General features: G+C 33.1%; 22 protein-coding genes. 12 read left to right on the plus strand and 10 right to left on the minus strand.

The window, feature by feature from the left end; translation table 11 throughout:
* The first annotated feature begins 2 nt into the window (after nt 1–2).
* From BLT84_RS11740 to mscL, 3 genes are read left to right on the plus strand one after another with little or no spacing between them, the layout of a single operon-like run.
* On the plus strand, nt 3–491 hold the full coding sequence (locus BLT84_RS11740; protein WP_034892422.1) for a hypothetical protein: 489 nt from the start codon (nt 3–5) through the stop codon (nt 489–491).
* Nucleotides 492–3125: a DNA gyrase/topoisomerase IV subunit A gene (locus tag BLT84_RS11745; protein ID WP_091265952.1), complete on the plus strand. Its 2634-nt coding sequence runs from the start codon at nt 492–494 to the stop codon at nt 3123–3125.
* 3 nt (nt 3126–3128) lie between these two features.
* Nucleotides 3129–3578 carry a large-conductance mechanosensitive channel protein MscL gene (gene mscL / locus BLT84_RS11750; protein ID WP_091265955.1) on the plus strand — a complete coding sequence of 150 codons (450 nt, stop codon included), beginning with the start codon at nt 3129–3131 and terminating at the stop codon, nt 3576–3578.
* Nucleotides 3579–3593: 15 nt separating this feature from the next.
* Here mscL and BLT84_RS11755 read toward each other — a convergent pair whose 3' ends face one another.
* Both BLT84_RS11755 and BLT84_RS11760 read right to left on the minus strand, forming a co-directional pair.
* Nucleotides 3594–3965 (minus strand): DNA topoisomerase IV, encoded by a 372-nt coding sequence (locus BLT84_RS11755; RefSeq protein ID WP_091265958.1) that lies wholly within the window; start codon nt 3963–3965, stop codon nt 3594–3596.
* A gap of 31 nt (nt 3966–3996) precedes the next feature.
* Nucleotides 3997–4416 carry a helix-turn-helix transcriptional regulator gene (locus tag BLT84_RS11760; protein WP_091265961.1) on the minus strand — a complete coding sequence of 140 codons (420 nt, stop codon included), beginning with the start codon at nt 4414–4416 and terminating at the stop codon, nt 3997–3999.
* A 292-nt stretch (nt 4417–4708) separates the two neighbouring features.
* Here BLT84_RS11760 and BLT84_RS11765 point away from each other — a divergent pair, with 292 nt between their 5' ends.
* The 5 genes from BLT84_RS11765 (at nt 4709) to BLT84_RS11785 (ending at nt 8667) form a co-directional block, all read left to right on the plus strand.
* Complete coding sequence (locus tag BLT84_RS11765; protein WP_091265965.1) at nt 4709–5869, plus strand: M14 metallopeptidase family protein; 1161 nt, start codon at nt 4709–4711, stop codon at nt 5867–5869.
* A gap of 66 nt (nt 5870–5935) precedes the next feature.
* Nucleotides 5936–6415, plus strand: a complete 480-nt coding sequence (locus tag BLT84_RS11770; protein WP_034892436.1) for an Lrp/AsnC family transcriptional regulator — start codon at nt 5936–5938, stop codon at nt 6413–6415.
* A gap of 82 nt (nt 6416–6497) precedes the next feature.
* Complete coding sequence (locus BLT84_RS11775; protein ID WP_091265968.1) at nt 6498–7016, plus strand: DinB family protein; 519 nt, start codon at nt 6498–6500, stop codon at nt 7014–7016.
* Entirely contained in the window at nt 7013–7999 is a 987-nt protein-coding gene (locus tag BLT84_RS11780) for a YihY/virulence factor BrkB family protein (RefSeq protein ID WP_034892440.1), read from the plus strand. Before BLT84_RS11775 ends, BLT84_RS11780 begins: the two co-directional genes overlap by 4 nt.
* 119 nt (nt 8000–8118) lie before the next feature.
* On the plus strand, nt 8119–8667 hold the full coding sequence (locus tag BLT84_RS11785) for a type 1 glutamine amidotransferase domain-containing protein (protein ID WP_091265970.1): 549 nt from the start codon (nt 8119–8121) through the stop codon (nt 8665–8667).
* An 80-nt stretch (nt 8668–8747) separates the two neighbouring features.
* Here the strand turns inward: BLT84_RS11785 and BLT84_RS11790 are convergent, their stop codons facing one another.
* Both BLT84_RS11790 and aroB read right to left on the minus strand, forming a co-directional pair.
* Nucleotides 8748–9050 carry a hypothetical protein gene (locus tag BLT84_RS11790; RefSeq protein WP_091265973.1) on the minus strand — a complete coding sequence of 101 codons (303 nt, stop codon included), beginning with the start codon at nt 9048–9050 and terminating at the stop codon, nt 8748–8750.
* A gap of 99 nt (nt 9051–9149) precedes the next feature.
* Nucleotides 9150–10217, minus strand: coding sequence for a 3-dehydroquinate synthase (aroB, locus tag BLT84_RS11795; RefSeq protein ID WP_091265976.1), 1068 nt, complete (start codon nt 10215–10217; stop codon nt 9150–9152).
* Between the two features lie 101 nt (nt 10218–10318).
* Between aroB and BLT84_RS11800 the strand changes: the two genes are divergently transcribed.
* Both BLT84_RS11800 and BLT84_RS11805 read left to right on the plus strand, forming a co-directional pair.
* Entirely contained in the window at nt 10319–11557 is a 1239-nt protein-coding gene (locus BLT84_RS11800) for a proline dehydrogenase family protein (protein WP_091265980.1), read from the plus strand.
* 6 nt (nt 11558–11563) lie between these two features.
* Nucleotides 11564–12103 (plus strand): 1-acyl-sn-glycerol-3-phosphate acyltransferase, encoded by a 540-nt coding sequence (locus tag BLT84_RS11805; protein ID WP_091265983.1) that lies wholly within the window; start codon nt 11564–11566, stop codon nt 12101–12103.
* 17 nt (nt 12104–12120) lie between these two features.
* Here BLT84_RS11805 and BLT84_RS11810 read toward each other — a convergent pair whose 3' ends face one another.
* The 4 genes from BLT84_RS11810 to gcvT form a co-directional block, all read right to left on the minus strand.
* A complete protein-coding gene (locus BLT84_RS11810; protein ID WP_091265987.1) occupies nt 12121–12840 on the minus strand; it encodes a YebC/PmpR family DNA-binding transcriptional regulator in 720 nt (239 codons plus the stop codon).
* Between the two features lie 88 nt (nt 12841–12928).
* Complete coding sequence (locus BLT84_RS11815; protein WP_034894408.1) at nt 12929–13216, minus strand: 4a-hydroxytetrahydrobiopterin dehydratase; 288 nt, start codon at nt 13214–13216, stop codon at nt 12929–12931.
* A gap of 111 nt (nt 13217–13327) precedes the next feature.
* The gene (locus BLT84_RS11820) at nt 13328–14143 is read right to left on the minus strand and encodes a sugar nucleotide-binding protein (RefSeq protein ID WP_034892455.1); all 816 of its coding nucleotides are present in this window, start codon (nt 14141–14143) and stop codon (nt 13328–13330) included.
* 3 nt (nt 14144–14146) lie between these two features.
* Entirely contained in the window at nt 14147–15232 is a 1086-nt protein-coding gene (gcvT, locus tag BLT84_RS11825; RefSeq protein WP_091265991.1) for a glycine cleavage system aminomethyltransferase GcvT, read from the minus strand.
* Between the two features lie 148 nt (nt 15233–15380).
* Here gcvT and BLT84_RS11830 point away from each other — a divergent pair, with 148 nt between their 5' ends.
* Nucleotides 15381–16892 carry an NAD(P)H-hydrate dehydratase gene (locus BLT84_RS11830; protein WP_091265993.1) on the plus strand — a complete coding sequence of 504 codons (1512 nt, stop codon included), beginning with the start codon at nt 15381–15383 and terminating at the stop codon, nt 16890–16892.
* A gap of 112 nt (nt 16893–17004) precedes the next feature.
* The gene (hutH, locus tag BLT84_RS11835) at nt 17005–18513 is read left to right on the plus strand and encodes a histidine ammonia-lyase (protein WP_091265996.1); all 1509 of its coding nucleotides are present in this window, start codon (nt 17005–17007) and stop codon (nt 18511–18513) included.
* 2 nt (nt 18514–18515) lie between these two features.
* Here hutH and BLT84_RS11840 read toward each other — a convergent pair whose 3' ends face one another.
* Both BLT84_RS11840 and BLT84_RS11845 read right to left on the minus strand, forming a co-directional pair.
* Complete coding sequence (locus BLT84_RS11840; protein ID WP_091266000.1) at nt 18516–18890, minus strand: hypothetical protein; 375 nt, start codon at nt 18888–18890, stop codon at nt 18516–18518.
* A 183-nt stretch (nt 18891–19073) separates the two neighbouring features.
* The gene (locus BLT84_RS11845) at nt 19074–21626 is read right to left on the minus strand and encodes an ATP-dependent Clp protease ATP-binding subunit (protein ID WP_034892470.1); all 2553 of its coding nucleotides are present in this window, start codon (nt 21624–21626) and stop codon (nt 19074–19076) included.
* Nucleotides 21627–21728: the final 102 nt, after the last annotated feature.

Here is a 21728-nt window from a genome sequence, read left to right on the forward strand (position 1 = left end):
CTATGAGGTTTAAGAATACTACAGAGACTAAAATTGTTCCTTCTATCTACATTCTAATTGTAGCTGCCTTTGTAACCAATATTTTTGTAAATATTGAGTTGATGAATTCAGACACAGAATCCACCATAAAGTTTAGTCACTTTCTGCCAAATATTCTTTTGATCTTATTTGCCATTTATTTTCATAGAATAGGGCAGGTGTTCGAATTTGACAGTGATGGTGAAACTTTAAATTTTAAGAACAACGGTGTATTCGTTTCAAAATTTATGGAATATAGAGTAAAGCGTGCAGAATTTCCAAAATCTAAATTGGTGAATTTTGAAGTATCAGATTACGGAATTTACGCAAGTTTAAAAATATATATTAGCAGTAGACGAAAGTCTGGTGTTAGATCTTATCGATTTAATATTACATTCTTGGGAAAAAAGAAAAAGAAGGGAATGATAGAATCTTTAAATAAAGTTCTACAAAAAAACAAAGCAATCTCTTAAATGGATATAGAAAATCAGGACTTATTGCCAGAAGAGCAGGATAATCAGCCAAAAGAGCAATTAATTCGAGTTACAGGAATGTACAAGGATTGGTTTCTGGATTATGCCTCTTATGTTATCTTGGAGCGAGCTGTACCTGCCGTAGAAGATGGGTTTAAACCAGTACAACGTAGAATTATGCATTCTATGAAAGATCTGGATGATGGGAGATACAATAAAGTTGCGAACATTGTAGGACATACCATGCAGTATCATCCACATGGTGATGCCAGTATTGGAGATGCCATGGTGCAAATTGGTCAAAAAGACCTTTTGATAGACACTCAGGGAAACTGGGGAAATGTTCTTACAGGAGATAGAGCAGCGGCACCTAGATATATTGAAGCTAGACTTTCTAAATTTGCAACAGAAGTAATTTACAATCCAAAAATTACAGAATGGCAATTATCCTATGATGGTAGAAAAAAGGAGCCGGTAAACTTACCGGTAAGATTTCCACTTTTATTAGCTCAAGGTGCAGAGGGTATTGCCGTTGGATTGAGTACAAGAATCTTACCTCATAACTTTAATGAATTAATAGATGCTTCTATAAAACATTTGAAAGGTAAAAAATTCACACTTTTCCCAGATTTTCCTACAGCAGGAGAAGCAGATGTTTCTAATTATAATGATGGAGAACGTGGAGGTAGAGTACGTATTAGAGCAAAGATTTCTCAATACGATAAAAATACGTTGGCAATTACCGAAATTCCTTTTGGTACTACCACCTCTACACTTATAGATTCTATTCTTAAAGCAAATGATAAGGGTAAGATAAAAATTAAGAGAATAGAAGATAATACTGCAGAATTTGTAGAGATCTTAATTTATTTGCCTCCAAACATATCTCCAGACAAAACTATAGATGCTCTATATGCATTTACAAATTGTGAAAATTCTGTAGCGCCATTAGGTTGTGTTATTATAGATAATAAACCAATTTTTCTTGGAGTTACTGAAATGTTAAAGCGATCTACAGATCACACTTTAAGTTTATTAAAGAGTGACCTAGAGATTAAGTTAGACGAATTGGAAGAGCAGTGGCATTTTGCTTCATTGGAAAGAATTTTTATTGAAAATAGAATTTATCGAGATATTGAAGAGGAGGAAACCTGGGAAGGTGTTATAAGTGCTATAGATAAAGGACTTAAGCCTCATGTAACTCATTTAAAAAGAGCAGTTACAGAAGAAGATATTACCAGACTAACCGAAATTCGAATTAAGAGAATTTCGAAATTTGATATAGATAAGGCTCAGCAAAAGATTGATGCTCTGGAAGAGGATATTGCCAAGATAAAACATCATTTAGATCACTTAGTAGAGTATGCAATCGCATATTTTACTAGACTCAAGAAAGAATATGGTGAGGGAAAAGAGCGATTAACTGCTTTAAGACTTTTTGATGATATCGAGGCTTCTAAAGTTGCAATGCGCAATACCAAGTTATACGTAAATAGGAAGGAAGGATTTATTGGAACCTCGCTCAAAAAAGATGAGTTCGTTACAGATTGTTCTGATATAGATGATATAATTTGTTTTACCGGAGATGGAAAAATGATGGTGAGCAAGATAGATGCAAAAACTTTTGTGGGTAAAGACATAATTCATGTAGCTGTATTTAAGAAGAAAGATAAAAGAACTATTTATAACTTAATATATAGAGATGGTAAAAATGGTGCCTCTTATATAAAAAGGTTTGCCGTTACTTCCATTACCAGAGACAAAGAATATGATCTTACTCAAGGTAAAAAAGATTCTAAGTTATCATATTTTTCTGCTAATTATAATGGAGAAGCAGAAGTAGTGACCGTTTATTTGAGACAAGTTGGAAGTATAAAGAAATTAAAATTTGAAATTGACTTTGCAGACATGCTTATTAAGGGTAGAAATGTAAAGGGAAATATAGTAACCAAATACGCTATTAAACGTGTAGAGCTTAAAGAAGAGGGTGTCTCTACTTTGAAGCCAAGAAGAATTTGGTTTGATGATAGTGTTAAACGTTTAAATGTTGATGAACGTGGAGAATTGCTTGGAGAGTTTAAAGGAGAAGATAGACTATTAATCATTACTCAAGATGGAATAGCTAAAACCATTAAACCTGAGCTAACTACGAGATTTGATGAAGAGATTATAATCCTTGAGAAATGGGCTCCGAAAAAAGCAATTTCTGCTATTTATTGGGAAGCAGATAAAGAGCGATACTACGTTAAGAGGTTTCAAATTGAACATCCAGACAAAGAGGATTATTTTATTGGAGGAGATAATGAAAAATCTTATCTAGAGCTAGTTTCTACAGATTATATACCGCAAGTAGAATTGGTTTATGCAAAACTTAGAGGCAAAGATCAGAAAGAAAGCGACATAGTTAATCTTGAAGAATTTATTTCGGTAAAAGGTATTAAAGCTCTTGGAAATCAATTAACTGCAGAAAAAATAAAACAAATAAATCTTTTAGATCCTGTGCCTTACGAGGTGGAAGAGGAAATAGAGGAGGAAAAAGAAGAGAGTGAAGAAGAAACTCAGTCTGATACTTTAGAAATAGGTGAGCTTAAGAAAGGTTCATCAGAAAGTCAGATAACATTATTCGACGAATAGATCATGGGAATGCTAAAAGAATTTAAGGAGTTTGCCATTAAAGGGAACATGATAGATATGGCTGTTGGTATCATCATTGGAGCTTCATTTAATAAGGTTGTAGATGTATTGGTGAAACAAGTAGTAATGCCGCCATTATCAATTTTAACAGATGGTATAAATTTCTCTGAAAGAAGGATTGTATTGCGAGATGGTGTAGATTCTACGGCAGAAGGTGTAGATGGTATCAAAGAAGTTGCTATAGGATATGGAGCCTTTATAGAAGCTATGATAGACTTTGTTATAGTTGGATTTACCATTTTTATAGTGGTAAAACTTATGAATAGATTTCGAAGAAAATCTCAGGATCCTAAAGATAAGACCGTGGAAACCCCAAAAGATATTCAGTTGCTATCAGATCTTACAGAACTTATGCAGCAGCAAAATGAGCTGCTCAAGAACAAGCAAGCTTAAACTTAATAAAAATCATTAATCGATCTTGGTAACGGTGCCTCGTTGTCTCTTAGCGTCGCCAACTTGTCCATATTCAAATGTATAGGTATTGCCTTTAGTGGTTAAGATCTTAATATTTAAGGGTTTTTTCTCCGCCATGTTCTTAGGGTGTAGATTTGTGATAATGTATTCACAATTATTTATCCAACGTATAGAAGAGGTATCTGTTTTACCTTGAAATTGATCGATCTCTAAAGTATCATTTCTAACAAAAGTAGAAGTCACTAATTCTCCATTCAGATAAGATTGAAACTCGAATGTTCCGGTTTTAAATTTTCCGCAATCTCGTTCAGGAGAGAAACAGGAATATAGGGATGCGATAAGTAGAAGTAATAGAATTCTTTTCATATTACAAAATAACGGAATCTAGGCTTTAAAATCAATTTTCAAAGGCCTCAAATGTTCCGTCTTCGTAAAATAGAACAATCCTTTTAATTTTCTTTGTAGAACCTGTAAAAGGCTTTATATCATCATTATCAATTGGAAGTGGTCTGGTAGCTTTTATGTCCACATCTCTAGTTTCATCTTTTTCTTCTGCTTGTTTTTTAATAGAATGCACTTCTGTACTAACATATTTTGGGAAACTTCCTTTTCCATTTAAGAGCCAATACAATTCTACTTCAGGATAGATCTTAATAATCTTCAGAACAAAATCTAGACTAGGTTTATTTCTACCTGATAGGATATGGGAGATGGAGGAGCGTCCTACTTCAATAGAATCTGCAAAGGATGCTGCAGATAAATCATAATAATTTATAATGGTTTGTAGTCTTGTTGCAAATTGATCACTGTTTACCATTGTAAATTTAATTTTGAAAATATGATGTTTACAAATGTAATTCAATCTATTTTCATCTGCAAATTACAAATGTAAATTTATTATTTATCACTAAATGAAAAGATTAGGTCATATAGCTTAATTATCTAAATAATAGTATTTTAAGTTCTAAATATTCCTGATTAGGAATAATTCCAGAGATCAATAAGGTCATTATCTAATTACTGTATACATGTGTAAACAATTAACAATATTTAAACTGTTTACAATTGTAAATTATTGATTATTTACTTTTGTAAACATGAAATCAAGTATGGAAAATCTAAAAGAAATTTTTAAGAATTATCCTTCTTTTAAAGAAGAGGAATTGTTAGGCAGATATATTACCTACGCTCATATAGAGAACTTATTGATAAGATTAGGTAGTAGTTTTGAAGTGACAACAATTGGTCATTCCAACAATGCAATTCCAATTAGGTCTATTAAAATAGGAAAGGGTGCTACCAAGGTTTTAATGTGGTCTCAAATGCATGGCAATGAATCTACAACTACAAAAGCTATTTTTGACCTTTTAAATGTTTTTCTAGAAGCATCTAACGCTTCCTTTATTAATTCTATCTTAGAGAAAGTCACAATACTAATTATACCTATGCTTAATCCTGATGGGGCAGAAGCCTATACCAGATTAAATGCAAACGGTGTAGACCTTAATAGAGATGCAAAAGATCTAAAGGAGGTAGAAAGTGTTTTATTAAGACAGGTCTTTGATAGTTTTAAACCAGATTTTTGCTTCAATCTTCATGATCAACGAACCATATTTGGTGCGGGTGCAAAGTCTGTGCCTGCTACAATATCTTTTTTAACACCGTCTATGGATGAACAAAGAAGTATTAAGCCTTCTAGGATCATATCTATGAAATTGATAGTAGCTATTTTTAAAGATCTTGAAGAATATTTAATAGAAGGTATAGGTAGATACGATGATGCTTACAACGAAAATTGTACAGGAGACACTTTTCAGGGATTAAAGGTTCCTACTATTTTATTTGAAGCAGGGCATTATCCTCTTGATTACAATAGGGAAGAGACCCGCAAGTTCATTTTTTATGCAATACTATCAGGGTTAAATTCTATTGTTTCAAAATCTTATGAGGCTATAGAATTTCAAGAATATTTTAGAATTCCTCAAAATGAGAAGAATTTTTATGATGTGATCTTAAGGAACGCGGTGATTAACGACAAAGTTCAGGATGTTGCGATACAATTTAATGAAGTTGTTTTAGACGGGAAGATAAATTTTGAACCTGTGATCGTTAAAATGAAGTTCAATATTAACGAATATGCTCACAAAGAGATAGATTGTAAAAACTATAAAGTGACTACTGTGGAAAAAGAGGAGCTCGCCGAAAACGTTATAGTTGATAAAATTGCTATAAAAAATGAGATTTTGGTTATAAATTATGAAAATAATTGAATATCATTACTAATTATCTAAAGAGTTTGTATTATTTTTGTGTTTTAATTAAAGACAAGGACTATTATGGCCAAGTATAAACTAGATGAAACTGATCACCAGATTTTGGATATGTTGATCGAAAATACGAGAACACCGTTTACTGATATAGCTAAGAAATTAAATATTTCAGCTGGAACTGTTCACGTTAGAGTGAAAAAGATGGAAGAAGCACAGATCATTTTAGGATCTACTTTAACCTTGAACTATGAGAAATTAGGATATGCTTTTATCGCCTATGTAGGTATTTTTCTTAAAAATACGTCTCAAACCAAATTTGTATTAGAACGTATAAATGATATACCATTTGTAACCGTAGCTCATGTTACTACCGGGAAATTTAATGTTTTTTGTAAGATTAGAGCACGCAATACACAACATGCTAAAGAGATCATATTTCAATTAGATGATATTGAAGGTGTGTATAGAACAGAAACAATGATTTCTTTAGAAGAAAGTATGAATGATAAGAAAAGATTGATGCATTCTATATTTAAAGATCTATAGATTTAGCTAATATTTTATTAAATACCCTTTAAGCTTCAAAGTTTAAAGGGTATTTTTATACACTATTGTCAGATATCATACTATGAAATTAAGTAGCTTAAGGCCTGGAGATCATTCCCCATTTTATCAAACCTATTTAGATTATTTACCGAATGAAGATGTAATAGATCTTCTAAAACAAACTAGAGATGAATTCCTTTATTTTTTAGATCATTTAAGTGAAAAAGATCTTAAACATTCTTATGCTGAAGGTAAGTGGACGGTAGCGCAGGTTCTTCAGCATCTATTAGATACAGAGAGAATTTTTCAATACAGAGCATTAACTGTATCAAGAAATGATAAAACTTCTATTCCGGGTTATGATCATGATTCATATGTTCCTGCCTCCAGAGCAGATGGAAGAAGTTTAGTTAGCTTTAAAGTAGAGTTTGAGTTAATTAGAAATAGTGGAATTGCATTGTTCGAAAGTTTTGATACTGAAATGCTCACTATTCAAGGAAATGTAAATGACTCTAATTTTATACCACTGGCAGCAGGTTTCATAATATCGGGTCATCAAAAACATCATCTTCATATATTCAAAGAACGTTACGGATTATGAAAAGACTAAAAACGTTTCTAAATCTTTTAAAGAAATCTTACACAAGCTGGATGGATAATGAGCCTTTTCAAAAAAGTGCCATTATAGCCTACTACACACTTTTCTCATTACCTTCATTATTGATCATTGTGGTGACTATTGCAGGTTATTTCTTTGGGAAAGAAGCTGTACAAGGGAGAATTACAGGGCAGATCTCACGTTTTATTGGGGAAGGTGCTGCTGAAGCTATTGAGAATATGATCTCGAGCGCAGCATTAGATAATAATTCAACTTTGACTGTGGTTTTTGGGGTTGCAATGTTAATATTTGGTGCTACGGGAGTTTTCTTTCAGCTTAAAATAGCAATGAATAACATTTGGAATGTTGCAGAAAAGAAAGCTACGTTTTTTAGAATGGTAATAGACAGAATGATTTCTTTTGGGATGATCCTAGTAATTGGCTTTTTATTATTAATGGCTTTAATCGTTTCTGCTAGTATTAGTTATTTAAGTGATTTTATTGGAAGTTCTGCGCAGATTGCTAGCGTTTCTGTAATACAGTTAATTAATTATGTGATCTCTTTTATGTTTATCACAACATTATTTGCCTTCATATTTCAGTTGTTACCAGACGTTAAAATTAAATGGAGAATCACTTTAAAAGGAGCAGGACTTACTACTATTTTATTTTTAATAGGAGAATCTCTAATAGGATTCTACTTTGGTAATACAGATCCTGGTTCTGTATACGGAGGAGCATCTTCTATTGTTCTTATTTTATTATGGGTGAACTATACATGTTTAATTATGTTCTTTGGTGCAGAATTTACAGTGCAATACGCTTTGTACAAGAACGAAAAAATTAGCCCTAACGAATTTTCTGAACCAGCCATTCATCAGGAAATGGAAAAATTAGAAGAAAAAAAGCAAAAGCTCAAGGCAGATCATAAAACGATGGAATGTCTAGAGAATAATACAGAATCTGAAGAAGTTGTCGCGAAATAGTGGGATTAATAAAGGTTTAACGAAAAGCTGTAATATTTTATAAGGTTCTTAGTACAGTTTGCTGTATCTCTGAAGTAATTTTGAAAAAGAATATTATTACTAATTATAAAATCAATATTATGAAAAAGAGAATAGCAATTTTAGCTACAGATGGATTTGAAGAAGTGGAATTAACCTCGCCAAAAGAAGCGATGGAAAAGGAAGGATTTCAAGTAGATATTGTAAGTTTAAAATCTGGATCTATTAAAGCCTGGGATGGCGATCATTGGTCTAAGGAGTATAAAGTAGATAGAACTATAGATGAAGTGTCTTCTAAAGAATATAATGCGTTAATGCTTCCTGGTGGAGTTATTAATCCAGATAAATTAAGACGTGAAGAAAAAGTTCTAAAATTTGTACAAGATTTCTTTAAGGAGAAAAAGATTGTAGCTGCTATTTGCCACGCACCATGGACGCTTATAGATGCTGAAGTAGTAAAAGGTAGAACTATGACATCGTTTAATTCTATAAGAAAAGATGTTGAAAATGCAGGAGCGAATTGGGTAGATAAAGAAGTAGTAGTAGACGAAGGATTTGTTACAAGTAGAAATCCTGATGATCTTCCAGCGTTTAATGCTAAATTAATAGAAGAAATTAAAGAAGGAAAGCATGAATTACAACATGTTTAAATAAGAGTATTTTCAAGTATGAAATCCATCTAAATAGAATTCACATTTATAGAATTCAATTTAGATGGATTTTTTAATTATTATATTTCTTCTTCCTCTTCTTCTTCAATATTCTTTTCTGGAATCTCTACAATAGGCTCGTTAAAATCTGAATCTTCATAATCATCTTCATCATAATTAGCCATGGTGTTTTCCAATCTGGTACTAACTTTTACGAGGTAGATTGAGTCTTCTGTTCTTACCTCAATAGCTTCTACAGTTTCATTCTTTGCGTTCTTAAAAGAGATAACTTGATCGTCGTCATATCCATCAGGATATTTTTCAACCAGCAAGCTCAAGATCTCTGGAGTTAACTTTTTGTAATCTACAATGACTCTTTTCATAGCGTATTTTTAATCGTGCAATTATAACAAAATTTGTAATAAAATCAATCGGTAATTAATTTAAATAAAAAAATTTATATCCCGGTGAATATCAGTAAATTAATTTTCTCGATAATATTCAAAAGCATTGATAATTAGATCATTATTCACCTTTTGATCTAAAATAGGCTTTCCTATATCTTTCAATAATACAAAATTTATCTTACCATATTCATTCTTTTTATCAAATTTTAATAGCTCGATAATATGCTCGATATCATCTGCTTCAAAATTAACTTTAGGATAGATATCACTTAATTTTTCTGTTATATTCTTTAACTTATTTTCTGGAAAATCAAGTAAATTAGATGATATGTGGGTAGCTAGGATCATTCCTATTGCAATTGCTTCTCCATGGAGTAAAGTATTCTTATCTTCATGAGAAAGAAAATAAGACTCTATAGCGTGTCCTAATGTATGTCCATAGTTTAAAGATTTTCTAACATTCTTTTCCAAAGGATCTTCTGTAACAATTGAAGATTTAATGCTCACAGATTCTTTAATAAGCGCTTCTAGATCATCTAAGCCTAGATTTTCCAGATTTGTAGCTTTTTGCCAGTAAGCTTCATTTGCTATTAAACCATGTTTTAAAATTTCAGCTAAACCACTTCTCATTTCTTTAGCTGAAAGAGTAGAAAGATAAGTTGGATCTATAAGAACCATATCTGGTTGGGTTATTACTCCGATCTGATTCTTCAGAGTACCTAGATCTACTCCTGTTTTACCACCAACAGATGCATCTACCATAGCGAGTAAAGAAGTTGGAATATTAATATAAGAGATGCCTCTTTTAAAAGTGCTAGCTACAAAACCGCCTAGATCTGTTACTACGCCGCCACCCAAATTAATGATCAAACTTTTCCTGTCACCATTTAATTCTGACAGTACATTCCAAATTCCTGAACAGGTCTCAATATTTTTAAATTGCTCTCCAGCATCCATTTCAATCACTTCTATTGGCGATTCTGTCACCATCTTTTGAAGAAATGCGTTTAAACAGCAATTTTGTGTATTACTATCTACTAAAATAAAGATTACGGAATGGTTTGTGCGCTTTAAGAAATAGTTTAACTGCTGATATGCATTTTCAGAAAAGTAAACTGGAGCTTGATGAGTTGTAATGGCCATTAATATGGTTTTAAGCTAAATTTAGAAAGCTCGAAAATAAGCAGAAATTTAATAAATAATCACTACTCAATAATTATATTTGCGAGATTAATACATTAAGAATGATCACACAAAAGATTTTTAACGATACCGAAACTGCCTTCAAACTTAAATCTGACGATGAGCTTAATAGAGCTTTACTGATGTTTGGTATGATAAATAGACCAAGTTTAGTTAAGATCGGTACGTATCTTACAAAGATTTCTCTAAAGTTACATCTACCTGTAGAGGGATTGATTAAAGCTACTATATTTAATCAATTTAGCGGTGGAGAATCTATGGAAGATTGCTTACCTAATATTGAAAAGATGTATACTAAGAAGCTTCATAGTATTTTAGATTACTCGGTAGAAGGTAAAGAGGAAGAAGAGCAATTTGATGCTGCAATGAAAAAGAAGATAAGCATCATAGAATTTGCAGCTAATAGAAAAGAATTACCATTTGCTGTTTTTAAACCAACGGGAATCGGACGATTTGCAATCTGGGAGAAAGTTAGTTCAAAATTAACTTTGACTGCTGCAGAAGAGGAAGAATGGAAAAGAGTTCAAAGTAGGGTAGAGCAGATATGCGAAGCTGCATATCAGAATGATATTAGTGTGTTGGCAGATGGAGAAGAGACTTGGATGCAGGATGCATCTGATGAGCTTATGGTGAGAATGATGCAAAAGTATAATCAGGAAAAAACTATCGTTTTTAATACCTTGCAATGTTACCGTTGGGATAGAATGGAATATCTTCAAAAGTTGCATGAGAAAGCTAAAAAAGAAGGCTTTAAAGTGGGCGCTAAAATTGTGCGTGGAGCTTACATGGAAAAGGAAAATGAAAGAGCTAAGAAAATGGGTTATCCATCTCCTATATGTGAAAGCAAAGAAGCTACAGATGTTAGTTTTAACGGAGTACTATCATATTGTTTATCTAATATAGACGACATTTCTCTATTTGTAGGAACTCATAATGAAGTTAGTAATTATTTAGCATTACAGATATTAGAAGATAAAGGTTTGGCAATAGATGATTCTAGAGTTTGGTTTAGTCAGCTTTATGGAATGAGTGATAATATAAGTTATAACCTGGCAAGAAAAGGATACAATGCAGCTAAGCTAGTACCATTTGGTCCTGTTAGAGATGTAGTTCCCTATCTTATTAGACGTGCTCAGGAAAATACATCTGTTAAGGGGCAGACAGGTAGAGAGCTCTCTTTATTGATGGAAGAACGCAAAAGAAGAAAAGGAGAGGATACCAGTAAAAGGTCTAATGAGAGTTCTTCACAAAAAGATCAGCCTAAACATCACGCAGAATAGTCATTAATGAGGTGGCTCTATAAAATAATATTTTTTAAAATTCTGGGTTGGAGTCTAAACGGTACAGTAGATCCTGCTATAAAAAAATGTGTTTTTATCGTTGCCCCTCATACCAGCTGGTTCGATTTTTATTTGGGCTTATTAATCCGAAAAATATTGAATATAGAAATAAACTTTGTAGGTAAAAAGGAGTTGTTTAAGCCTCCTTTTGGTTGGTATTTTAGATGGGTTGGTGGAGCTCCCTTAGATAGAACCCCGGGACAAAATAAGGTTGAAGCGATAGCTGCTATTTTTCCAACCAAAGAAATATTTAGATTAGCGTTATCTCCAGAAGGCACTAGAGAAAAAGTTGATAACTGGAGAACCGGTTTTTATTATATTGCTCAGAAAGCAAATGTTCCAATAATTAAGGTAGCTTTTGATTATGGTAGAAAGGAAATAAAGATTGCAGCGCCTGTATTTTATAACAAAACATTTGAAGAAGATATTTTAGAGATTGAAAAATTCTATGCCGGAGTTACCGGAAAATATCCAGATAAATTTTAATAAAGAGAAACCGAAGATTAATCTTCGGTTTCTTCCATTGTATGGTAAACGTTCTGAACATCATCATCCTCTTCCAGACGTTCTAATAATTTTTCTACATCTGCAGCCTCTTCTGCAGTAAGCTTCTTTGTTACTTGTGGAATTCTTTCAAAACCGGAAGACAAAATTTCCAAGTCTCTACTTTCAAGCTCCTTTTGTAAGGTTCCAAAACTTTCGAATGGAGCATAGATCATAATTCCGTCTTCATCTTCAAAAACTTCCTCTGCACCAAAATCTATTAATTCAAGTTCCAACTCTTCCGGATCTAAACCTTCTCCATTAATTCTGAAATTACAGGTATGATCAAACATAAATTCTACAGATCCTGAAGTTCCTAGATTTCCATCACTTTTGCTAAAATGCATTCTCACATTTGCAACGGTTCTATTATTATTATCTGTAGCGGTCTCTACAAGAACTGCTATTCCGTGTGGAGCATAGCCTTCAAAAAGAACGATCTTATAGTCTCCCTGACTTTTATCGCTAGCGCGTTTAATGGCTCTTTCGATATTATCTTTAGGCATGTTAACACTCTTGGCATTTTGTATAACTGCTCTTAATCTAGAGTTACTGTCTGGATCCGGTCCGCCTTCTTTAACGGCCATCACAATATCTTTGCCTATTCTAGTGAATGCTTTGGCCATTGCAGACCAACGTTTCATCTTACGTGCTTTTCTAAATTCGAATGCTCTTCCCATAAATAATTTTAATTCTACGGTAAAAATAAAAAAAACGTTCCATAATCTACTAAAAAATGGAACGTCAATTTATGTATGTGATTATCGCTTATTCAGCATTTACGATTCCTTCAATAGCTTTTGCCATTTTAAAATCTTTCTCTGTAACTCCATCTGCATCGTGAGTAGAAAGAGTGATCTCTAATTGATTGTAGACATTAGACCAGTCTGGATGATGTTGTTGAGCTTCCGCTTCAAAAGCTATACGCGTCATTAAAGTGAATGCTTCTTTAAAGTTTTCAAATTCAAATGAGGTATGAATTGCATTATCATTGTAATTCCATCCTTCCAAAGATTCTAATTTTGATAGGATCTCATCTTCAGTTAATTTTTTCATATCATTCATATTGTTAGAAATGTTTATAGTCTTTCCCATAATTCTTAAAGTTACCTTATTTGCAATAATTACCCACAATTTTGTTAGTGGTTTAAATTTATATTAGCATTCTTATTTTATTAGGGTGGCATTTATTACGTCTAGTACAGATACCTGTAAATTCTTTGGTAAGAGATTATCTTTAGGAAGTACCGCTAAAAATCTATCGAAATTTGAATCATAGACCTGTTTCAAATGTGGATTTTTAAACCCCAACTCTTTAGCTATATCTGTTACAAGATCATGCTGATGTATTAGGTCATTACTCCCTAAATGAAATACACCCTGCTTTTTTCTATTTATAATATAATGAATTTGTTGTGTTAATTTAGAAATATCTGTGGCATTTATAACCACGTTAGGAAACACTTCTATAGGCTCACCAAATTCAATCTTATTCTTAATTTCTAATACTCTTGGAGAGTTAGCGCCAAAAACCATAGGCAATCTAAGAATATTGTATTTATGATTTGGTAATCTTAAAAGTGCATTTTCTATCTTAATCTTAAACCTTCCATAAACACTCATGGAGAGTGTTTTGTCATATTCATACGAGGGAAAGTTCGTAAATCCATCAAACACATTAGAAGACGATAGAAATACTAATTTACAATCATTTTTAGCGATGTAATCAATAATAGAAAAGTGGGTGATCACTTGAGAAGTAAAGTTTCCTCTAAGCGCAGAAACTATTACAGTGGGTTTTAAGCTTTGTAATAAGATCTCAACATTTTCTGTTTCATGATCAAATTCATAAAATTTTTGATTCTTATTAAAACCTTTTTCATTAGTATTATAGGTTCCATAAGTATCAAAATAGGAGCAGAGCTCTTTATATAAGGCATTGCCTATAAAGCCACTCGCTCCTAAAATCAATATTTTTTCCAATAGTTATTCTCCTTTATAAAAGGGCAACTTCACCAGGCTTGCTGGAATGGCTTTCTTACGTATCTGAATAAAGATCTTCTCATTATTCTTTGCCATTTCAGTAGGAATGTATCCCATTCCTATTCCTTTATCTAATGATGGTGACATAGTTCCCGAAGTTACTACGCCAATTATCTTGCCATTTTCATCTACAATATCATATCCATGTCGAGGGATTCCACGTTCATCTAACTCAAAAGCAATTAACTTACGTCTGGCACCCTCTTCTTTTTCTTTTAATAACGCTTCAGAATTCACGAAATCTTTGGTGAACTTTGTAATCCAGCCCAATCCGGCTTCTATAGGAGACGTATTGTCATCTATATCATTACCATATAAGCAGTAGCCCATTTCTAGTCTTAGTGTATCTCTGGCAGCCAATCCTATTGGCTTAATACCATAATCTGCACCAGCTTTCATTACTGCGTCCCATACTTGTTCTGCATCTTCATTCTTAAAGTAGATCTCAAATCCACCACTTCCGGTATATCCAGTAGCAGAAATTATTACATTTTCTACCCCAGCAAATCCTGCAACCTCAAAAGTATAGAATTTCATATTTGCAAGATCTATATCTGTGAGAGATTGCATAGCTTCTGCAGCTTTAGGACCTTGAATTGCAAGTAATGAATAATCGTCTGATATATCTCTTGTGGTAGCATCCATAGTATTGTGCTGCGCTATCCAATTCCAGTCTTTTTCAATATTTGAAGCATTTACCACTAGTAAATATTTCTCTTCATTAATTCTATAGATAATAAGGTCATCTACAATTCCACCGTCTTCATTAGGAAAACAAGAATATTGAGCTTTTCCATCTACTAACTTGGAAGCATCATTAGAACAAACTTTTTGAATGAGTGCTAGTGCATTCTTTCCGGTGATCAAAAACTCACCCATATGAGATACATCAAACACTCCCAAGTTCTTACGAACATTCTCATGCTCTATATTAACTCCTTCATAGGATACAGGCATATTATAACCAGCAAAAGGGACCATTTTTGCATTTAAGGCTTCGTGTTTATGTTTTAAGGCGATTTCTTTCATACGGTTAAAATTTTGGCAAATTTATTTATTTAAGATTGAATACTGATAATTTTAAGTACTTTTTATTAAGAATTTGTTAGTGAAATGTATTGCGATAATTAGAAGGTTTATATTTGTTCATAACCAACAAGGATTTAAAAATTAGACAATGAAGATTTTTGATGTTAAGCAATTAGCTGAAGCCGATAAGGTAACTATGGAAAAGCAAAATATTAGTTCATTAGAACTAATGGAGCGCGCTGCAGGACTTGTATTTGAAGATATTCATTCAAAGCTGCAAAGCGCTCAAATACCTATAAAGGTTTTTTGTGGAATAGGTAATAATGGAGGAGATGGTTTGGTAATTGGAAGGTTACTTTTAGAACATGGATATCAAGTTACTATGTACGTAGTAAACTATTCAAATAATAGATCAGACAATTTCTTACAGAATTACGATAGGGTAAAGGATATAACCAATGATTGGCCAAAGTTGCTAAAAAGTGAAAAAGATTTCCCTGAAATAGGAAAAAATGACTTTGTAATAGATGCTATTTTTGGAATTGGTTTAAATAGAGCATTGGAGAATTGGGTTGGGAAATTAGTAGAGCATATAAATGCATCAAATGCATTTGTTCTTTCTGTAGATATGCCTTCCGGACTATTTTCTGATAAGATTCCGACTCAAGAAGACCGTGTGATCAAAGCAAACGTAACCATCTCTTTTCAAGCTCCTAAATTTGTTTTCTTCTTACCTCAAACTTCAGATTATGTAGGAGATCTTCAAGTTATTGATATAGGCCTAGACAGAGAGTATTTAATAAAAACGCATTCTAATATTCAGCTTATTAACAAGGAAGAAGCAAAAGCAATGTTTCAGCCTAGAAAGAACAACACGCATAAAGGTAATTACGGGCATACTTTAATAATTGGAGGAAGTTATGGAAAAATAGGAAGTATAGTGCTTGCTGCAACAGCTGCATTAAGAACAGGAGCTGGATTGGTCTCTGTATATGTGCCTAAATGTGGGTATGACATTTTACAGATTTCTGTTCCGGAAGCTATGGTTCTTACAGATGAAAATGACCAGGAATTGATTACTATAGATTTTGAACTAGACCCAGATGTGATTTGCTTTGGAATGGGAGCCGGAACATCGAGCAAAACTGCCTTAGCATTGGAAGGTCTATTAAAAAAGACGAAAAATGCCATGGTTATAGATGCAGATGGCTTAAATATATTGTCTAATCACAAAGATTATTTATCATTATTGCCAGAAAATTCTGTATTAACTCCACACCCTAAGGAGCTGGAAAGATTAATTGGATCGTGGCAAGATGATTTTGATAAATTAGAAAAGGCCAAAAAATTCACAAAAGAATATAAAGTTATCTTGGTAATTAAAGGTGCTCACACCATGGTAATAAGTGGTGAGAATATTTATATTAATAATACTGGGAATCCGGGTATGGCAACAGCGGGTTCTGGAGATGTACTTTCTGGAGTTATTGCCGGCTTAATCTCCCAAAAGTACGATACACTAACAGCCGCAGTTTTCGGGGTATATCTTCATGGTAGAACAGGCGATATTTTAGCTGATAAGAAAAGTTATCAAGGTTTGATCTCCGGAGACATTGCGAATAATATGGGAGAAGGATATTTAGATTTGTTCAAAAATTGATATTTAATAGGACTTCAAATCGTAATTATTAATTTAATTTAGCATTTGTTTAACGATATGCATAATAACGTTACAACCTTATAACTATTAAATCGCTATTCACATTATTACTATGGATTCATTTTATATAAGCTCTGCAGTTCTTGATCTTCACATAATTCATGAGATCTTACAAGAAAATAAAAAATTAGAGCTTAGTGAAGAGGCAAGGGTTAATATTGAAAAATCTAGGAATTATTTAAATGAGAAAATAAAGAACCATAACCTACCAATCTACGGTATTAATACGGGGTTTGGATCTTTATGTAACGTTAAGATATCAACAGAGAATCTAACCCATTTGCAAGAGAATTTAGTGATGTCTCATGCCTGTGGAACCGGAGATGTAGTGGCGAAACCAATTATTAAGTTGATGCTTTTGCTAAAGATACAGTCTTTGAGTTATGGTAACTCTGGAGTAGCACTAGAGACAGTTAATAGATTAATAGAACTCTATAATAATGATATCCTTCCGGTTATATTTGAACAAGGATCACTGGGAGCTTCTGGTGATCTGGCACCACTGGCACATCTAGCATTACCGCTTATTGGTGAGGGTGAAGTCTATTTTGAAGGAGAAAGAATAAGTGCAGCAGAGCTTTTAAAGAAGTTTGGTTGGACTCCATTAAAATTACAATCTAAGGAAGGTTTGGCTCTATTGAATGGTACTCAATTTATGAGCGCCCACGGTATATATGCATTGCTTGAATGTTATAAACTTAGCTACTTAGCAGATCTTGTGGGTGCCATTTCTATAGATGCCTTTAACTGCAATATGTCTCCCTATGATGAATTAGTTCATATGGTAAGACCTCACAGGGGTCAGGTTAAAACTGCTGAAAGAATTCGAGAGTTTCTGGCAGATAGTGAAATAGCAAAAATAGAAAAGGATAGTGTACAAGATCCATATTCATTTAGATGTATTCCACAGGTGCACGGGGCAACTAAGGATACCATCTCCTTTGTAAGAAAAACATTTAAGACAGAAATAAATTCTGTAACAGACAATCCTAATATCTTTATTGAAGCTGATAAAATTATTTCCGGGGGAAATTTTCACGGGCAGCCTTTAGCCTTAGCACTAGACTATTTAGCTATCGCAATGTCTGAACTTGGAAATATTTCTGAAAGAAGAACCTATCAAATGGTTTCTGGTTTAAGAGGCCTGCCTAATTTTTTAGTTGAAAATCCTGGGTTAAATAGCGGATTCATGATTCCGCAATATACGGCAGCAAGTATTGTGAGTCAGAACAAGCAATATGCAACACCCTCCAGTACAGATTCTATAGTCTCATCTAACGGGCAAGAAGATCATGTGAGTATGGGAGCTAATGGAGCCACCAAATTATTGAAGGTTGTTGAAAATATAAATACGATACTCGCCATTGAGTTATTTAATGCATCTCAGGCATTATATTTTAGAGAGCCACTTAAGACCTCTAATAAGTTGGCAGAAATTATCACTAAGTTCAGAGAAGTAGTGCCTATAATTAAAGAAGATCAGGTGATGTCTATACACATTCAAGAAGCAAAAAGATTTTTAAAAGAGTTTAAAATGGATGAAAAATCGTTGCAGGATTAGAACTAATATATATTTTCTTTAACCCAATTTATTGCTTCTTCCAAAGTTTCAAAAATGCCAAACGAATTGCTGTCATTGTAAAACTGTTTTTCTAGCATAGCATTTTTTTGTCCGATAGAATCATTAGTAACTATAGCTATTGCCTTAAGATTTGTTTCTGCTGAAGAATTTTTATATATAAGAGGATTTACAGCATAAGAATTTATCCTGTTAGAAATATATCCATAGGGTTGACCCTTAAATACTTGAAGACCTAGTTCTAATAATACATTATTCTCTTCTATATTGAATAACACACCTTCGTTTAACTCTGCAACAAGGATATTATCTATTATTTGAACTCTTCCAAAACTAAGATTAATTACTTTTTTAGCCATATCCAATTGCGCTAATTAGATACGAACATATATCCGTAATGAAGTTACACACAAATTATTAAAAAAGATACGACTTTAACAATCTGTTGATAATCAACACGATAACTTTTAGTAGAAAACAAAAAAAAGCTGCATTTAGAAAATATTCTCTAAATGCAGCTTAGAATAATTGTCATCAAAAACTTAAGACTCTTTTTCTTTTTTAGCTTTCTCTATTTTAATAGTAAGTTCAGATTTCTCATCATTTAGATCCATAAAGATCTTATCTCCTTCTGTAAGGTGAGAGTTAATGATCTCTTCTGCCAAGGCGTCTTCAATATACTTTTGAATAGCTCTATTTAAAGGCCTTGCTCCGTAATCTTTATCAAATCCTTTCTCAGCAATATAATCTTTCGCTTTATCTGTTAAATTCAATTCATAACCTATAAGGTTAATTCTATCATACAATTTAGCAAGCTCAATATCTATAATTTTATGAATATCTGCTCTATCTAGAGCATTAAAGATAACTACGTCATCAATTCTATTCAAGAACTCTGGTGCAAATGCTTTTTTTAGTGCATTTTCAATAACACTTCTAGTATTTTCATCGATCTGGGATCTTTGAGAAGCTGTACCAAAGCCAACTCCCTGACCAAAATCTTTCAGTTTTCGAGATCCAATATTAGAAGTCATTATAATAATAGTATTTCTAAAATCTATCTTTCTACCTAAACTATCTGTTAAATAACCATCGTCTAATACCTGCAATAACATATTAAAAACATCTGGATGAGCTTTTTCTACCTCATCAAGAAGAATCACAGCATAAGGCTTTCTTCTAACTTTCTCGGTTAACTGTCCACCTTCTTCATATCCAACATATCCCGGAGGAGCACCAATTAATCTAGAAACAGCAAACTTCTCCATGTACTCACTCATATCAATTCTAATAAGAGTGTCTTCATTATCAAAAAGTTCTTTAGCAAGGATCTTCGCTAACTGTGTTTTACCAACTCCAGTCTGTCCTAGGAAAATAAAGGATCCAATTGGTTTGTTCGGATCTTTTAATCCGGCACGATTTCTTTGGATAGCTTTCACCACTTTGTTAACAGCATCGTCTTGACCAATTACTTTTCCTTTTATTCTGGTTGGTAATTCTGCAAGTTTGTTAATTTCAGTTTGAGCAATCCTATTCACAGGTACACCTGTCATCATTGAGATAACATCTGCAACGTGATCTTCAGTTACAATTTCTTTATGCAACTTAGATTCTTCTTCCCATTTTTCTTGAGCTACTTCTAATTGCTTTTCGAGATTCTTTTCATCATCTCTAAGCTTAGCAGCTTCTTCATATTTTTGTTTTTTAACAACAGCGTTCTTGTTCTCTCTAACTTCTTCTAGTTTTCGTTCTAATTCAAGGATCTGTTTAGGAACCTCAATATTTGTAATATGAACTCTAGCTCCAGCCTCATCCAAAGCATCTATAGCTTTGTCTGGCAAGAATCTATCAGACATATATCGATTAGTAAGTTTAACACAAGCATCAATAGCCTCTACAGTGTAAGAAACATTATGATGTTCTTCATATTTAGCTTTAATATTATTTAAGATCTCTAAAGTCTCATCTACAGTAGTAGGTTCCACAATAACTTTTTGAAATCTTCTTTCTAAGGCTCCATCTTTCTCGATGTATTGTCTGTATTCATCTAGAGTAGTAGCACCAATACATTGTATTTCACCTCTAGCCAATGCAGGTTTGAACATGTTACTAGCATCCAAACTTCCAGTAGCGCCACCTGCTCCAACTATGGTATGAATTTCATCTATAAATAAAATGATATCATCATTCTTTTCAAGCTCATTCATCACAGCTTTCATTCTCTCTTCAAACTGTCCTCTATACTTGGTTCCTGCAACCAAGCTTGCAAGGTCTAAGGTAACCACACGTTTGTCAAAAAGAATTCTTGAAACTTTGCGTTGTACGATTCTTAGCGCTAGCCCTTCTGCAATTGCAGATTTTCCAACTCCAGGTTCACCAATTAATAATGGATTATTCTTCTTACGTCTACTTAAGATCTGGCTAACACGTTCTATTTCTTTCTCACGTCCCACCACAGGATCTAATTTATCTATTTCTGCAAGAGCTGTAAGATCTCTACCAAAATTATCTAGAACAGGAGTTTTAGACTTTTTATTGGTCTTATTTCCTCCAGTATTGCTAAATGGATTTTCTTTTGTAGTATCGTCAGACGCACCATCATCATCAGAAAAAGACTCTGCTCGTGGGGCTTCTAAATAATCGTCATCGTTAGTTATCATATACTTGAATTGATCTTTAACTCCATCATAATCTACATTCAATCTATTCAATAATTTCGTTGTAGGATCATTCTCATTTCTAAGAATACACAACAAAAGGTGAGCGGTATTAATAGAAGAACTTTGAAAAAGTTTAGCTTCTAAAAATGTTGTTTTTAAAGCACGCTCCGCCTGTCTGGTTAGATGCAGATTCTTCTTTTCATTAGAAATTACTGTAGTATCTGGATTGGCAGGGCTTAAAATTTCAACTTTACGTCTTAAATGACTAAGATCTATATCCATGGCATTTAAGATATTTATAGCTTTACCGTCTCCATCGCGCAAGAGACCTAACATTAAATGCTCGGTTCCTATAAAGTCATGACCAAGCCTAAGAGCTTCCTCTTTGCTGTAGGCAATAACATCTTTTACTTTGGGTGAAAAATTATCATCCATCTTATTTTCCTTTCTCTATTATTAATTTACTCCAAAGGGTTCAAAAATTATACCTTAAAGTGTGTGTATTAGTATGTCGTAAGCTAATTGACAAAATTACTT

Source organism: Gillisia sp. Hel1_33_143 (assembly GCF_900104765.1).
GTDB lineage: Bacteria > Bacteroidota > Bacteroidia > Flavobacteriales > Flavobacteriaceae > Gillisia.

Excerpts from the sequence above, each read along its gene's own strand:
- BLT84_RS11740 (WP_034892422.1), top strand. The coding sequence starts at position 3 with ATGAGGTTTAAGAATACTACAGAGACTAAAATTGTTCCTTCTATCTAC.
- BLT84_RS11745 (WP_091265952.1), top strand. The coding sequence starts at position 492 with ATGGATATAGAAAATCAGGACTTATTGCCAGAAGAGCAGGATAATCAG.
- mscL (WP_091265955.1), top strand. The coding sequence starts at position 3,129 with ATGGGAATGCTAAAAGAATTTAAGGAGTTTGCCATTAAAGGGAACATG.
- BLT84_RS11755 (WP_091265958.1), bottom strand. The coding sequence starts at position 3,965 with ATGAAAAGAATTCTATTACTTCTACTTATCGCATCCCTATATTCCTGT.
- BLT84_RS11760 (WP_091265961.1), bottom strand. The coding sequence starts at position 4,416 with ATGGTAAACAGTGATCAATTTGCAACAAGACTACAAACCATTATAAAT.
- BLT84_RS11765 (WP_091265965.1), top strand. The coding sequence starts at position 4,709 with ATGGAAAATCTAAAAGAAATTTTTAAGAATTATCCTTCTTTTAAAGAA.
- BLT84_RS11770 (WP_034892436.1), top strand. The coding sequence starts at position 5,936 with ATGGCCAAGTATAAACTAGATGAAACTGATCACCAGATTTTGGATATG.
- BLT84_RS11775 (WP_091265968.1), top strand. The coding sequence starts at position 6,498 with ATGAAATTAAGTAGCTTAAGGCCTGGAGATCATTCCCCATTTTATCAA.
- BLT84_RS11780 (WP_034892440.1), top strand. The coding sequence starts at position 7,013 with ATGAAAAGACTAAAAACGTTTCTAAATCTTTTAAAGAAATCTTACACA.
- BLT84_RS11785 (WP_091265970.1), top strand. The coding sequence starts at position 8,119 with ATGAAAAAGAGAATAGCAATTTTAGCTACAGATGGATTTGAAGAAGTG.
- BLT84_RS11790 (WP_091265973.1), bottom strand. The coding sequence starts at position 9,050 with ATGAAAAGAGTCATTGTAGATTACAAAAAGTTAACTCCAGAGATCTTG.
- aroB (WP_091265976.1), bottom strand. The coding sequence starts at position 10,217 with ATGGCCATTACAACTCATCAAGCTCCAGTTTACTTTTCTGAAAATGCA.
- BLT84_RS11800 (WP_091265980.1), top strand. The coding sequence starts at position 10,319 with ATGATCACACAAAAGATTTTTAACGATACCGAAACTGCCTTCAAACTT.
- BLT84_RS11805 (WP_091265983.1), top strand. The coding sequence starts at position 11,564 with ATGAGGTGGCTCTATAAAATAATATTTTTTAAAATTCTGGGTTGGAGT.
- BLT84_RS11810 (WP_091265987.1), bottom strand. The coding sequence starts at position 12,840 with ATGGGAAGAGCATTCGAATTTAGAAAAGCACGTAAGATGAAACGTTGG.
- BLT84_RS11815 (WP_034894408.1), bottom strand. The coding sequence starts at position 13,216 with ATGAAAAAATTAACTGAAGATGAGATCCTATCAAAATTAGAATCTTTG.
- gcvT (WP_091265991.1), bottom strand. The coding sequence starts at position 15,232 with ATGAAAGAAATCGCCTTAAAACATAAACACGAAGCCTTAAATGCAAAA.
- BLT84_RS11830 (WP_091265993.1), top strand. The coding sequence starts at position 15,381 with ATGAAGATTTTTGATGTTAAGCAATTAGCTGAAGCCGATAAGGTAACT.
- hutH (WP_091265996.1), top strand. The coding sequence starts at position 17,005 with ATGGATTCATTTTATATAAGCTCTGCAGTTCTTGATCTTCACATAATT.
- BLT84_RS11840 (WP_091266000.1), bottom strand. The coding sequence starts at position 18,890 with ATGGCTAAAAAAGTAATTAATCTTAGTTTTGGAAGAGTTCAAATAATA.
- BLT84_RS11845 (WP_034892470.1), bottom strand. The coding sequence starts at position 21,626 with ATGGATGATAATTTTTCACCCAAAGTAAAAGATGTTATTGCCTACAGC.